This window comes from Nostoc sp. ATCC 53789, assembly GCF_009873495.1.
Classification (GTDB): Bacteria; Cyanobacteriota; Cyanobacteriia; order Cyanobacteriales; family Nostocaceae; genus Nostoc; species Nostoc muscorum_A.
In genome coordinates this window covers 6,691,816-6,706,116 of sequence record NZ_CP046703.1, presented here as the reverse complement: position 1 = coordinate 6,706,116, position 14,301 = coordinate 6,691,816, and the positions used below count along the sequence as shown (strand labels likewise).

Annotated in this window: 9 protein-coding genes; 4 read left to right on the top strand and 5 right to left on the bottom strand. The window is 42.0% G+C overall.

What is annotated here, in order from left to right; genetic code table 11:
- Window positions 1-1,080 precede the first annotated feature (1,080 nt).
- Window positions 1,081-2,391, top strand: coding sequence for an IS701 family transposase (locus GJB62_RS27755; RefSeq protein ID WP_159402591.1), 1,311 nt, complete (start codon window positions 1,081-1,083; stop codon window positions 2,389-2,391).
- 186 nt (window positions 2,392-2,577) lie between these two features.
- Here GJB62_RS27755 and GJB62_RS27750 read toward each other — a convergent pair whose 3' ends face one another.
- The 5 genes from GJB62_RS27750 to GJB62_RS27730 all read right to left on the bottom strand — a co-directional run bounded on the left by GJB62_RS27750 (window position 2,578) and on the right by GJB62_RS27730 (window position 7,106).
- Window positions 2,578-3,018 carry a hypothetical protein gene (locus tag GJB62_RS27750; RefSeq protein WP_114082280.1) on the bottom strand — a complete coding sequence of 147 codons (441 nt, stop codon included), beginning with the start codon at window positions 3,016-3,018 and terminating at the stop codon, window positions 2,578-2,580.
- Window positions 3,019-3,303: 285 nt separating this feature from the next.
- Window positions 3,304-4,161, bottom strand: a complete 858-nt coding sequence (locus GJB62_RS27745) for a DUF72 domain-containing protein (RefSeq protein ID WP_114082281.1) — start codon at window positions 4,159-4,161, stop codon at window positions 3,304-3,306.
- A gap of 251 nt (window positions 4,162-4,412) precedes the next feature.
- Window positions 4,413-5,018: a DUF4360 domain-containing protein gene (locus GJB62_RS27740; RefSeq protein ID WP_114082282.1), complete on the bottom strand. Its 606-nt coding sequence runs from the start codon at window positions 5,016-5,018 to the stop codon at window positions 4,413-4,415.
- Between the two features lie 845 nt (window positions 5,019-5,863).
- Window positions 5,864-6,529: a pentapeptide repeat-containing protein gene (locus GJB62_RS27735; RefSeq protein WP_114082283.1), complete on the bottom strand. Its 666-nt coding sequence runs from the start codon at window positions 6,527-6,529 to the stop codon at window positions 5,864-5,866.
- Window positions 6,530-6,611: 82 nt separating this feature from the next.
- Window positions 6,612-7,106 (bottom strand): hypothetical protein, encoded by a 495-nt coding sequence (locus tag GJB62_RS27730; protein ID WP_114082284.1) that lies wholly within the window; start codon window positions 7,104-7,106, stop codon window positions 6,612-6,614.
- Between the two features lie 912 nt (window positions 7,107-8,018).
- On the opposite strand from GJB62_RS27730, the gene aroF reads away from it, so the two are divergent.
- The 3 genes from aroF (at window position 8,019) to GJB62_RS27710 (ending at window position 14,263) form a co-directional block, all read left to right on the top strand.
- A complete protein-coding gene (aroF, locus tag GJB62_RS27725) occupies window positions 8,019-8,891 on the top strand; it encodes a 3-deoxy-7-phosphoheptulonate synthase (RefSeq protein WP_114082285.1) in 873 nt (290 codons plus the stop codon).
- A gap of 490 nt (window positions 8,892-9,381) precedes the next feature.
- Window positions 9,382-10,896, top strand: coding sequence for an efflux RND transporter periplasmic adaptor subunit (locus GJB62_RS27715; RefSeq protein ID WP_245246025.1), 1,515 nt, complete (start codon window positions 9,382-9,384; stop codon window positions 10,894-10,896).
- A 40-nt stretch (window positions 10,897-10,936) separates the two neighbouring features.
- Window positions 10,937-14,263, top strand: coding sequence for an efflux RND transporter permease subunit (locus tag GJB62_RS27710; RefSeq protein ID WP_114082286.1), 3,327 nt, complete (start codon window positions 10,937-10,939; stop codon window positions 14,261-14,263).
- The last annotated feature ends 38 nt before the right edge of the window (window positions 14,264-14,301 follow it).

The following is a 14,301-nucleotide window of genomic DNA, read 5'->3' as shown; positions in this document are numbered from 1 at the left end:
TCCAAGAGTAATTGCCTTTGGCGGGTAATGTTCTAGCTAGGTTAGCCAACTCTTATTGGCTCATACCCAGATAAATTTTGATTGACTTCAAGTTGTTACAAAGGCTACTATCCTACTCAATCTAGTTTTAGATTTTTGTTACAGAAATATGTAGCGAATTGAAGTGGACTTACCAGAGCAAAAAAACTTTCTTGAGCTTGCCTCAAAATTATCTTGAAGTCTTTTTGTGCTTTCACTCGTTTTGATTCCTATAAAAACCATAACATACATCTCACTAATTTATTTGCCGAATCTCAAATTATTTATTTACTAGATAGAAGATTATCCTTACAATCTTTAATAGCCATAAGTTACACGCTCAAAGGTTGCCAATTATTTAAATTATTGTTCATAGTCAATATGTACAGTTAGATACTTTTGGATATTTGATAAAAGTATTTAAAACTAATGTTTCATAACAAAAACACAATTTATTATTTTTCACTTCAAAATTTTGTCATGAAAAAGGTAAAAGCTAATAAGGGACTTCCAAATAAAACAATATCCCAAAACTAACGCAAATAATTCTCTCTATCTCTTCTCCCTCTGTGTTCTCTGTGTCTCTGTGGTTCGTTTATTTGGATAATTTATTTCTTGGAAGTCCCTAAGCAAAAAAGCTTTTGGGATTTGCAAAAAATAAATTATCTCAAATTATTTGTAGATTCTTAGGGGCGCAAGGCCTTGCGCCCCTAAGTACCCTGGGGGACGCTCGTTTCCAGTAGAGGCTGGAAACGAGGTTTTGAATTAAAGGAGTTTTAACTGAATTTGATACCTGTGCAATTAGCGCTTGTGATGATTTCGCATGGCTTTATGAATCTTCTTCCAGCGTTTTTTCTCAGATAATTGCATCCTCTAGTCTTGTTGACAGGTAAGGTAATCGAGTTATTCTTGCAACTTTTGGTAGCTGAGAAACCTGGAATAATCAAGTTATCCTTCCGCTAAAGCCTGTAAATAATCTACATTGCTACATTAGCTTATCCCTGTTTTGTCACTCTGGCGGTAGTATAATAAGGTACAAATGCTAGAACCAAGACACAGAGTATGGTACAGCCCCGTCCAGCCGCACCAACAGTTAAATTTGTGGACGAATATTGCCAGTGGTATAAAAGCCTGTTTCCAGATGTTAGGAGCTTCGAGGCTTTTAAGTACCTTCATGTAGGGTGTATTTCTGAACTAAAACGGAAAACCCTACCAGAAATAGCAAAGATTGTAGGATTGGATAACCAACAGGGTTTACATCATTTTTTAACTACATCACCGTGGGATATAGAGAAGTTAAGAGATTTGCGATTAGAGCTAATTTTACAAGTACTAAAAGGTAGACCAATCATTCTGATTATTGATGAAACAGGAGATAAAAAGAAAGGGAATAAGACAGATTATGTGAAACGACAGTATATAGGAAACTTGGGGAAAGTAGAGAATGGAATTGTGGCAGTAACAGCGTATGGCGTATTCTGCGGTATGACTTTTCCACTGCTATTTGAAATATATAAGCCTCGTGAAAGATTAAAGCCAGAAGATAAATACCTAACCAAGCCACAAATAGCAGCAATTCTCATGCGAAAGCTCAAGTCAATGGGCTTTAAATTTAACTTAGTACTGGCAGACAGTTTGTATGGAGAAAGTGGAACTAACTTCATATCTGTGTTAGATGAAATGAATCTAAACTATATAGTAGCGATTCGCTCAAACCATGATGTGGATTTACTTCCAAGACAATATACTCAATATTTAAAGTGGCACAAGTTTAAACGAGTATTTTCTGATCTGAGTAGTGAAAATAGGTTTATCAGAGAAATAATTCATGGTAAACGTAGCGAAAATAGGTACTGGCAGATTACCACAGACCGAGAGAAATTACCTGGTAACACTACTTGGTATGTAATGAGTAAATACCCAGACCTTACACCAAGAGATGTGGGAAACTTTTACGGTTTAAGAACTTGGGTTGAGTATGGGTTGAAGCAAAGCAAGAATGAATTAGGTTGGTCAGATTATCGGCTAACTCACTACCCGGATATTGAACGCTGGTGGGAGATTGTTTGTAGCAGCTATTTAATGGTTAGCCTACACTCTGAACAAATCCAGTCTTCTGTGCCAAAATCTCCATCAAAATTAGCTTCGCATCCCTGGTGGAATGATGAAAAAGGCTGGAAGAATATTCTTAACAATCTCCGCTTAATAATTCAACCTTTTACCTTATTTAACCTAATATATCCCTGGTTAACAGTTTTTCCTATTCCCCAATTGTCCTTGGGTTTTTCTAAACTTCAATCTATTATTTATAGCCTCACTAGTTCAATTTTTATTTCTCTAACTCACCCTGATTTCTACTTTTCCTCTGCCTAGAGTGACAAAACAGGGTTATTCTAGAAAATTCGTTTAATTGATTTTTGTTCGCGCAGTGCAAGCGCGATAGGAAGGCAACAAGCAACAGTTAATAAGCCTATTTGAGCTATACTGATTTTTTTCAAAAATAAAATATTAGTCTTATATTAAGCTTGCTTTGCTCTTAACTCCTAACTTCTGTCTTTTTCAAATAGCTCTTTGTCGCACCTGTGGCCCATCAAGTCCTTGTTTAATCCAACTCAAGCATTCGTATTCGGATTTGAATAATTTTGGAGCTGCAATATTATTCAATAACTCTGGTGGATAATGGTCATAAAAGCATTTATCTCCTTCTTGGAAGATAATAATCAAATGGTTACGGTAAATGTAGCGAGACTTAAAATAATCTCTCTGGTTAACAAAGTCTGAGTTTTGATCGATATGTTCTTTTGCAATGTCAATGATATTACTAACGCTACTTCCATAGATTTTTGCTGGGTTTTCTGCTTTATGAAATTGGCTTCTATGACCAATTTCAGATAGCAATTTATAAGAATAAATCTCGTAATTATCAACTTTCCCAAAAACGAATGGAATGATGAGATATCCTTTGTATGAGACTGAACTTTCATAAAGAAGACGACTCATCTTAACCTCCTTTGGCGTAACTGCTTTCAAAAAATGCTTAAATTACATATTAAAAATCAATACTTTTCTTTTTAGATATATTTATGTATTATCTAAACCCTCATCACCATTTAACAAAAATGGTAATAGCCGTTTTTGTCAAGAAGAAAGAAATATCAAGCATTCACAGAAAAGTATTGAAATACTAATTATCGCTCTTTTTTTATCACTAAACATTAGATATATTATAAAATTTATAAATTTCATTCTGTGGGACTATTTCCTTTTATCCTTGCGCCTTGCCTTTCAAGACCATAAACTCAGCTGATTGGGAGGATGCTCAAGGTTATTCCAAGGTAAGGGTGGAACTGGTGTATCACTCTGTTCTAATAGCTGTTGGAAGTGACGCACTATGTTAGGCGATCGCGCTTCTATTGGACAATGAACAAAGAAATAAATTCGTACTCCCGCCTGTAACCATTGCTGAATCTGCTTTACCCACTCTTCCATAAACGGCTGATTCACTGATAAATTTGGATGGGAAATAAACCGAATCAGAGTAAAAGGTGCTGTCACACTCAATTGCAACGGTAATTTGGGTTTACGTCGTTCTGATTGTAACTGGGGGTCATCATCTCCAGTGTAAATGGGGCGCGAGTCTAAAAGTACCCGTCCTACCCCTAGCTTTTGCAAAAGCGCTGTCAAATTACTAGCATGGGGTTCTCTGAACCAGTCGGGATGACGAACTTCCAGGGCTAGGGGTGCATCTGTGCGCGGCCAAGCTTCCAGAAAGCTAGTCAAATCTTCAAGTAATGCAGGTGCATAACTAGGTGGTAACTGGGCAAATATTGGCCCAAGATGCTTACCTAAAGGGCGCATCCCTTCCAGAAATTTTAAAGCCGCCGGAATATAAGGTTGTAGCAACCCTTGATGGGTAATATCTCGCGGTAATTTTAGACAAAATTCAAAACCTGCTGGAGTTTCAGCAGCCCAACGGGTTACTGTTTGTTGGTTAGGCACGGCATAAAAGGTGGTGTTACCTTCTACAGTGGTGAAGCGACGACTGTAGAGATTGAGAAAATCGGCGGTGCGAGTACCTTGGGGGTAAAGTTCGCCCACCCAACCTTTATATGCCCAAACAGCACAACCAATAAAAAAGTTCACAATGCCTAAAAGCCTTGATGTATCATATTCAATTTTACAGGTTGGTTGTAGGAATAGATGAGGCTAGGTCAGATTCCCGACTTACTTGGTACTAAAAGATTTGAAAGCTTTAAGTGCAAAAAAGGGCTTTGTTGAGTTGATGTAAGAAAACCTAACATCGATACAGAGTGTTAGGTTCCGTGTTGCTCAAACCAACAAAGCCTTAGACCTTTTTAAAGCTAAAAGTTTGTTGCTCGCGGCTTTGAAAAGACTTAACGACACTGGCGATATTTGACGTGATAAACCAACCCTCGGTGGGCGAGGTCAAAGGAGTCAACAGTTGCCATACCTTGACCACTGGCGGTCATTGCAGCATTTACCCGCATATTTACACTGTCACCACAGCGTGACCAAACATCAGCTACAGTCACTAATTGATCGCGAACGTTGTAATCACTTTCGCCGTTAAATGTCCGAGAAAAAACAGGGCCACGCTGACCAGCAAAAAAGTACTCTGCTCTTAGTCTGCCAATTGTGCTAGGAGCAACATAGCCCCGATAATCAGCATCGTAGAGGGAAATTTGAAAGCCTTGGGGGACTTTGATCGGAATACTTAAGTTACAGTTTTTGCGTCTTTCTTCTGCTTTATTCCCTACAGCTATAAACTTATCAAATAGAATACTTAGCTCTTGACCATCGGGGCTAACACTTACACTAGCAGATCCTTCAGGGCAGCCATTACCACCATATTCTGCACCTACAATTTCCACTTTGTCGTTAGCAAAAGCAGGGCCGACGGAAGCTGTTATCAGTGTAGCCGCAGCTAGAAAAGATTTGATAAAGTTGATAGATGTTGTCTTGAGATTTTGATTATTCATAACTCACCTGTTTTGAGTATTTGGATAGTGTTAGCTCCAAATTCGTTGCGGCTGATTCCGGAAAACTGATCGTTAAAAAATCAGTATCAACCATATTTTAATGGGAGGTAAAGCCCATGTATAGCTTATGACAAGCTGATAGATTCTTGATATATAAAGAATCTAAAGCAAACTTATTTCCGGTAAAATAATCAACGCATTAATAGGGCAAGTATAAATTTGCAAACTAGACAATCTGCTCAAAGATGCCGAAATATAGACTATTAAAGCCATAATAGACATCTCAAAACTATCGAAAAGTTAGCTATTTAACTTACCGAAGCTACATCTGCATATTGAAATTTAGGTAACTAGAATTAAACTGAATTAGTTATAGAAGTATCTAAATTAAATTCAGTATCTTGATTTAGAGTAAATACGTAATTAATGTATGACTGCTGAATAAAAAGCAATAAATTACCTCACTAAATAAAATATTTAGCAGTCTACAATTAGCGATATTTTTTCTCTAATTAATTCTAATTTTTGACTTCTAACTTCTTAGTTAAGCTTTGGATATTTAATCTGTACTTGCTTAATGACTAAAGATTTTATATTGTGTTCCCGTAAAATTGACTAGGCGATCGCAATTAATGATTTAACCGCCAGGCAAGGGCACAGCATTACTTATGCGTGTTAACTTAGGTACTTGTACCAAAACGTTTGGGTTAAGGGCTACTGGTAAAAATTTTGGGTTTTTGAGACGCGATAAATCGCCGTCTCTACAAGTGTTTTGGTCTTTTATACTCAAAAAAATTGGGTAGCACACCTGTGCTACCTGACTCTGTGTCGTAGTGCAACATCGGTTATTGGTAAATTTCCCCATCAGGCATGATTGCCCCAGCTAAGTTAGCGCCAATTAATTTAACCAAAAGGCGCTCACCAGAACGAATCCGCGCTCCTGTTAAGTCGGCTCCTCGTAAGTCGGTTCCACTGAGATCCGCACCAATTAAATTAGCACCACGTAAATTCGCCTCCCTGAGATCCGCTAAAAGGAGGTTTGCCCGAAATAAATTTGCTTCAGATAAATTCGCCCCTCTAAGGTTGACTTTGTGCATAAAAGTGTCGCTGAGATTAGCACCACTCAAGTTTGCATAACTTAGATTTCTGCCTGATAAGTCTTTGTTGCTCAAATTTGCCCGACTGTAGTCTTTGCCACTCAAGTCTGAGTTTTGCTTCGGTGGTGGCTGGGTTTTTTGAAATGGTGTTTGCTGTTGATATGACGGTGAAGGTGAAGGTGAAGGTGAATTAGATATAGTTTGATGTTTGGTTTTTAGAGAGCGCAATTTTTCACGAGCTTCATTTATGGCTTTCAGCTTGTCTTGTGCTTTCTGCTGTAAACGGAGATTTTCTTTGGGAATGCGATCGGGATGCCAAACAAAGACTAAATCTTTGTAAGCCTGGTTCACTTCTTCAAGTGTTGCTCCAGGCTCTAATTCCAAAATTCTATAGTACCGCTCCAGATCGCTCATACGATATTTTGGTGGACAATCAACTTAATTATGAGTGATGGAGCCATGTATTCGCTGCATCTTTTGCCACTTCGCTGCTTCCTCATCTCTCCATCTCCCGATTTCTCCATCGAGCGATCGCTCTCAAATATGCTGCAACTGGAATTTGATAAATTTCAATAACAATCCAAACAATAATTGATAAATGTGATACAAAGGTCAATACTGTCCAAATATATGGTGTCCAAGTAATGGGTTCCTTGAGGTCAGCAGGAAAATAGTAAGCTACTATGCCAATTAAAGTAGTGGGAAGAATTACAAAAACTGCTGCTGCTAGTCCATAACCCCAACCTAACTCCACACCTTCTAACTGGCCTTCTGTCCAACTAAACCCATTCCAACGCCAAGTTAATGGTGGTTGTCTAGAAGGCATCTTGATTTGCTGGATTTCTAAGTTGACTGTAAAAATCTCTTGACAAAAGTCACAAGCCATAGCTTCCATCAATGGCATGTGAGAAATCTTACCTATTCGACAGACTGGGCAGGGGTAAACTCCATAATAGTCGAAAGATTGGGCTAAGATTTTGGAACTGGGCATAATGAAACTGATGATCCTAAAAAGTTAATCTGGTCAATGAGGACTTGGGTCAGAATAATGTATGGCGATCGTCAATTGTCTGCAATCAGCTTTCGCAAGGTGAAATGACAAGTCAGGAGAATTACTGATGTTTTCTTTTGCATGAAGTACGAAGGTACGGGTTTGAGGGCAGGGGGCAGGGGAGCAGGGGGACAAGGGGACAAGGGGAAAAGGGGAAAAGGGGACAAGGGACAGGAGATAGTAACTCTTTGTATCTGGTTTTAAGTTCTGTATTTTGTACCCCATTTAAAAAGCAAACTGGTTTATTTATATGTTTTTAGGAGTTACGCATTCACAGGAAAGACCAAATATAGATTATTTGAAAAACTACATCTGTCTTAGGGGCAATTGATATAGATGTCAAAGTGGCTTAAGGCAGGTTATTTCCCTAGAATGCGAGTCTTTACTCCTACGGTTGTACTGAGTCTATCGCTTTTTTGTGGTTTATTGGGGTCTTGACACTGCCTATTCTTCCTGTTAATGTTACCTTAAATAGGTATATTTATTAAGTTTTCCAGCAAAAGCCCCGCAAATGCTTAAAACAAGTTCCTACTTTTATTTTTGGTCTAAGGTGGTTCACCGGGAGTGAATGTAGTTTCCTAATGGAAACCGCCCGGTGAACCGCAGAGCAAACTCTGCGGTTTTTGTTGTTTTAAGGAGAATTTCATCGTCATGACTTATTTAAGTAGCTGGTTTTATGGCTTTTACTTTTGGCCCAGATTAAATTCCGGGTAAGTAGCGTCATGTCGATGAATCAGAACGCGCCCGGAACTTTTCATAGGTTCCGGGCTTTTTTGTTATCACTGGGGACTGGAAAACAACCTTACCTTAATACCTAATACTCAATCCATAACTTTTCAGGAGAATGAAACCATGATTAATGCTAAACTTGCCGCACAATCTCATCCGAATCACCAGACAATCGTTAAAATCTCAGAAAAAGTCGCTTTCGGAGGCGAAGAACTGGTAATTATCGGCGGGCCCTGTACCGTTGAAAGCTTAGAACAAATGGAAATTGTTGCCCAAAAGCTATCTACTACATCAATACAGGGGTTGCGTGGTGGTGTCTACAAGCCCCGCACATCTCCCTACGCTTTCCAGGGTATGGGTGAGGAAGGATTGAGGATTTTGGCAAGGGTGCGATCGCATTACAATATGCCAGTTGTCACTGAGGTGATGTCAATTTCCCAAATTGAAGTAGTTGCCGCCCACGCTGATATGCTTCAAGTTGGTAGCCGCAATATGCAAAACTTCGACTTGCTCAAAGCTTTGGGACAAGCTGGTAAACCAATACTCCTCAAACGTGGTTTAGCAGCGACAATTGAAGAATTCGTCATGGCTGCTGAATATATTCTCAGCCACGGAAATCCTGATGTGGTGTTGTGCGAACGCGGTATCCGCAGCTTCGATGATTACACCCGTAACGTCCTAGATTTAGCGGCAGTAGCAGCACTTAAGCAAATAACTCACCTGCCTGTGATTGTAGATCCTTCCCATGCTGTCGGTAAACGGGAACTGGTAGCACCTGTGGCTAGGGCTGCGATCGCTTGCGGTGCTGATGGATTAATTATTGAATGTCACCCAGAACCAGAAAAATCTGTTTCTGATGCCCGTCAAGCACTCTCTTTAGAAGATATGGTGCGTTTAGTTGATAGTTTAAAGCCTGTAGCAAAAGCCGTTGGGCGCAATATATCATCAAATGTCGGGGCGGGTTTATCACCTGCCCCGATTTTTTGTGCTGCTTGAATGTCAGTTGAGGGCTATCGCTTAAATGTCTAAGTCCAAATATTTATTTTGGCTGAACGACAAATTGCGATGCCTGCGGCGGTAAACTACGCCTTCGTAAAATAAAGTTGTTGTTTAGTTACGCACAAGTTACGGAATAACTTAGACGCATTAGCGAAGCGGTAGCGACGTTCGCGCAGCGTCTCGCAGAGAAGGAGCGTCAGCCCCTTGCCGCAGGCTATCGCAGAGGTGCAAAGGAATGGGAATTTGAGAAATATTTTGCGTAAGTTCTGATACAAATAAAGTCATACAAAAGTCACACAAGTTTAACAACAATTTCTTTCCAAAAGGGGTAGGCTAAAACAGCAATTATTAGTACACTAATGTTTAGCTTGACTAACATTCTGCTTATCTAATTAGAATTAATCGCAACCAACCATTTTGCAAAAAATGCGATGTCTAACGACAAGCTAGTTCGTGTATGTGCTTCCCCTTTCCCCAAATTGTTAATATGCGCCGTTTAGTTTCTATTCAGACGATAAAGCCTTCGTCCTTGGCTGCTCAAACTATTCCTAGCTTTTATAACGCTATTCAAAGAGGACGATTTTCACTACTTATATTAGGTCTAACTTACTTGTGTGCTGCCTGTAATGCTTCCGAAGCCCAATCAAGTGGAAAAGAAGCAGGAAAAAAGCGAGCCGTGCCAGTGGTGGTTGCCACTGCGACTCAAAAAACGATTCCAATACAGTTATCGGCTACGGGGACAGTTGAAGCATATTCTACGGTATCTGTCAAATCTCAAGTTGGTGGGCAACTTACTGGAGTCTATTTTCAGCAAGGACAGAACGTTAAGAAAGGAGACTTGTTATTTAAAATTGATTCTCGCCCTCTACAAGCTGCGCTGATGCAAGCTAATGCTGCCAAGGCTAAAGATTTGGCTCAGGTGAAACAGGCACAGGCTAATGTGCTAAAAGCGATCGCTCAAGTGAACCAGGCAAAAGCGAATGTCGTCAAGGATAAGTCCCAGGCAACAAATGCAAATGTGCAGGCTCAACGTTATGCTAGTTTGCTCAAGCAAGGGGCAATCAGTAAAGAACAGTCCGAACAGTATCAGACTACTGCTGCTGCTCAACAGGCAACGGTGCAAGCAGATCAAGAGGGAGTAGCAAATGCTCAGGCTGCGATCGCAGCAGCCCAAGCAGATGTACAAAATGCTCAGGCGGTGGTAATGGCAGATGAAGCTGCGATCGATAATGCTAAAGTTCAGCTTTCCTATACTTCCATCTACTCACCAATTGATGGACGCACGGGTAGTCTGAAGCTAAATCAAGGCAACTTGGTAGAGGCGAATGCTACCGATCCGCTAATTACAATCAGTCAAATTCACCCGATTTACGTCAACTTTTCCATTGCCCAGCGATTGCTGCCAGATATCAAAAAATACAGTGCTAATAACGGCAAGTTAGAAGTCGATGCTTTACCTCCTAAAGACGCAGGGCGGCCAGTACGAGGCGAACTTACCTTTGTCGATAGTGGAGTCAATACCCAAACAGGCACAATTCAACTTAAGGGTACTTTTGCCAACGCTGACGATCGCCTGTTTCCGGGACAGTTTGTTAATGTTGTCCTCAAACTAAGCGAAGAACCAAATGCCATTACTGTTCCTTCCCAGGCAGTACAGAGTGGGCAAAAGGGACAATTTGTGTATGTAATCAAACCCGACAAAACAGCAGAAATGCGGACAATTACCGTCGGCGACACCGTTGAGAACGAAACGGTAATTAAGCAAGGCTTGAAACCGGGTGAGCAAGTAGTTATTGATGGACAATTTAACCTTGTGCCTGGTGCCACAGTCCAAGTGAAACCGGAGGTAGGAAGCAGGGGGGCAGGGGGCAGAGGGGCAGGGGGGCAGGGAGCAGAGGGGCAGGAGGGCAGAGGAGCAGGGGAGCAGAGGAGCAGGGGAGCAGAGGGGCAGGGGAGCAGGGGAGCAGGGAGGCAGAGGGGCAGAGGTGATGGAAAACAATGACAAATGACCAATGACAAATGACCAATGACTCATTATTAAAATGAACATTTCTGAGCTATTTATCCGGCGACCAATCATGACGACTCTGGTTATGGTTGGCATTTTGATATTTGGGCTAATCAGTTACCAACAGCTACCTGTTAGCGACTTACCCAATGTAGATTATCCAACACTCCAGGTAACAGCTAATCTGCCCGGAGCTAGCCCAGAAACGATGGCTGCTTCAGTCGCAACCCCTTTAGAGCAGCAGTTTTCTAGCATTGCGGGATTGAGTTCGATGAACTCTACCAGTTCTTTGGGTACTACACAACTGACGCTGCAATTTGACCTGAATCGGGATATTGACGGTGCAGCACAAGATGTCCAGTCTGCGATCGCTAAGGGAGCAAAGCAGTTACCGACAAATATGCCTAATCCGCCATCTTACCGAAAGGTAAATCCGGCAGATCAGCCAGTCCTTTACATCTCCCTCAATTCGTCTATTCTGCCCCTCTCAACTGTAGACAAATACGCTGAAACATTGCTGGCACAACGTCTGTCAATGGTGGATGGAGTGGCGCAAGTGCAGGTCTTTGGTTCCCAAAAGTACGCGGTACGAATTCAGCTTGACCCGGAAGCGCTGAGTGTCAAAGGCATAGGAATTGATGAAGTAGCAACTGCGATCGCTAATGGAAATGTCAATCTGCCTACGGGGACACTTTACGGTAAGCAGCAAAATTCTACGATTCAAGCAAACGGTCAACTCAATGATGCCGCTAGCTATCGCTCCCTAAGTGTGGCTTATCAAAACGGCGCACCAGTGCAGCTAGGAGAACTAGGTCAAGTTCTGGACAGCGTGGAAAATGACAAGATTGCGAGTTGGTATTTTCCTGTCAAAAAGGAGAGTAAGGAAGCAGGGGACAAGTCCTCAATCCAAAATCCAAAATCTAAAATCGTTCGACTGAGCGGAGCCGAAGTCCAAAATTCTGGTGTGCGGGCGATCGTTTTGGCAATTCAGCGCCAACCGGGAACTAATACTGTTCAAGTGGTGGATGCAATCAAGAAACTCCTACCTAGCTTTCGGACACAGATTCCGGCAGCTGTGAACATGGATATTCTCTACGATCGCTCCCAGTCAATTCGGGAGTCGGTAGATGATGTACAATTCACGCTATTGCTCACCATCGCGTTGGTAGTGCTAGTAATCTTTCTATTTCTCCGCAATATCTCTGCTACTGTTATTCCCAGTTTGGCAGTACCGCTTTCGATAGTAGCGACCTTTGGAGTCATGGTACTACTGGGTTTCTCGCTCGATAACCTATCACTGATGGCATTGACCCTTTCAGTAGGTTTCGTGGTTGATGATGCCGTAGTTATGCTAGAGAATATTGTCCGCCACATGGAAATGGGCGAAAACCGGATGGAAGCAGCCCTTAATGGTTCTAGAGAGATTGGTTTCACAATTTTATCTATGACTATCTCTCTGGTAGCAGTATTCATCCCGATCCTTTTCATGGAAGGCATTCTGGGGCGACTGTTTCGGGAGTTTGCCGTTACCATCAGTGTTGCAATCTTGGTATCTGGCGTAATTTCCCTCAGCTTGACACCAATGCTATGTTCCAGATTCTTGAGTCCACCTCATCATGAGCAGGAGAGTGAGGGGGATGAGGAGCAGGGGAGCAGTGGAGCAGGGGAGCAGGGGAGTAGGGGAGATGAGGAGCAGGGGAGAGAGGGAGAAATTCTTAACTCCGAGTCCCCACCCCCTAGTTTCAAGTCCCGAATCAAAAACTTTAACCGTCGTCTCTACAACTTTTCGGAAAACGTTTTTAATGTGATATTGGGCGGATACGATTGGAGTTTGAAGAAATCACTCAAGTATCACCGCACGACTATGGTGATTTCGGGAGCGATTCTTGTAGCGACGGTATATCTATTTATAATTGTGCCTAAAGGGTTTGTTCCCAACGCAGATGTTGGACAAATTACGGCAACTACTCAGGCATCAGAGGATATATCCTTTGATGAGATGGTAAAACATCAACAAGCTGTAGCTGCGATCGCTTATCGTGATCCTAATGTTGATTCCATCAACTCCAGTGTCGGGGCTGGCGGCCCAAATGCTTCCGCCAACGCGGGACGGCTTTTAATTGAACTCAAGCCCCGCCATGAGCGCCGTCTCAGTGCTGATGAGGTTGTCCAGGAACTCCGGCCTAAGTTGTCAGTTGTGCCTGGAATTAAGGTTTTCTTGCAAAATCCCCCAGCCATCAATGTCGGTGGACAACAGACAAAAGCTCAGTATCAATTTACTCTGCAAACTCCCAATATTCAGGAACTTTACCAGTACGCTCCAGCTTTAGAAGAAAAATTGCGATCGCTCTCAGATTTACAAGATGTCAACAGCGATTTGCAAATCAAAAATCCGCAAGTAAAAGTAGACATCAACCGCGACCACGCTTCGGCTCTAGGTTTGACCGCCAATCAAATCGAAACTGCTCTGAGTAATGCTTATGGCACTCGCCAAGTTTCTACCATCTACGCCCCCGATAGCCAATACCAAGTAATTATGGGCGTGGAACCAAAATATCAGCAAAATGCCAACGCCCTAGATTTACTCTCAGTTCGTGCCCCTAGTGGACAACTTGTGCCTCTCAACGCCATAGCAACCTTGAGCAAAGATGTAGGCCCCTTAACTATCAACCACAAAGGGCAGCTTGCTTCTGTCACCTTCTCCTTTAACCTCAAGCCAGGGGTGTCACTAGGTAACGTCACTGGGAAAATTGAGGAACTTGCCCGTCAAACACTGCCACCTACTATTAGTACAGGCTTCCAAGGTTCAGCGCAGGCATTCCAATCTTCGATTCAGGGTTTAGGACTGCTACTGCTAGTTGCCATCTTGGTGATTTATATCGTGTTGGGGATTCTCTACGAGAACTTCATTCACCCGCTAACTATCCTTTCTAGCTTACCTTCTGCTGGATTTGGGGCAATACTGACCCTGTTGCTGTTTCAAGTTGACTTGAATATTTACGCCTTCGTCGGCATCATTCTGCTAGTTGGCATTGTGAAGAAAAATGGAATTATGATGGTTGACTTTGCGATCATTGCCCGTCATAACGGCAAAACCCCTTATGATGCTATCTATGAAGCCTGCTTGGTGAGATTTCGTCCAATTATGATGACGACAATGGCAGCGCTTATGGGAACTTTACCAATTGCCCTCGGTTTGGGAGCCGGAGCAGATACACGTCGTCCCCTTGGTTTAGCAGTAGTTGGGGGCTTAGTATTCTCGCAGTTCCTCACACTTTATTTAACACCCGTTTTCTACACCTACATGGAGTCTTGGCAAACCAAGATGAAAAAACGTAGCTGGCGCAAACAGCCAATTTGACACTCTCTCGACTGAACAAATAACGCTTGGTTGATTTG

Excerpts from the sequence above, each read along its gene's own strand:
- GJB62_RS27755 (WP_159402591.1), top strand. The coding sequence starts at position 1,081 with ATGGTACAGCCCCGTCCAGCCGCACCAACAGTTAAATTTGTGGACGAA.
- GJB62_RS27750 (WP_114082280.1), bottom strand. The coding sequence starts at position 3,018 with ATGAGTCGTCTTCTTTATGAAAGTTCAGTCTCATACAAAGGATATCTC.
- GJB62_RS27740 (WP_114082282.1), bottom strand. The coding sequence starts at position 5,018 with ATGAATAATCAAAATCTCAAGACAACATCTATCAACTTTATCAAATCT.
- GJB62_RS27735 (WP_114082283.1), bottom strand. The coding sequence starts at position 6,529 with ATGAGCGATCTGGAGCGGTACTATAGAATTTTGGAATTAGAGCCTGGA.
- GJB62_RS27730 (WP_114082284.1), bottom strand. The coding sequence starts at position 7,106 with ATGCCCAGTTCCAAAATCTTAGCCCAATCTTTCGACTATTATGGAGTT.
- aroF (WP_114082285.1), top strand. The coding sequence starts at position 8,019 with ATGATTAATGCTAAACTTGCCGCACAATCTCATCCGAATCACCAGACA.
- GJB62_RS27715 (WP_245246025.1), top strand. The coding sequence starts at position 9,382 with ATGCGCCGTTTAGTTTCTATTCAGACGATAAAGCCTTCGTCCTTGGCT.
- GJB62_RS27710 (WP_114082286.1), top strand. The coding sequence starts at position 10,937 with ATGAACATTTCTGAGCTATTTATCCGGCGACCAATCATGACGACTCTG.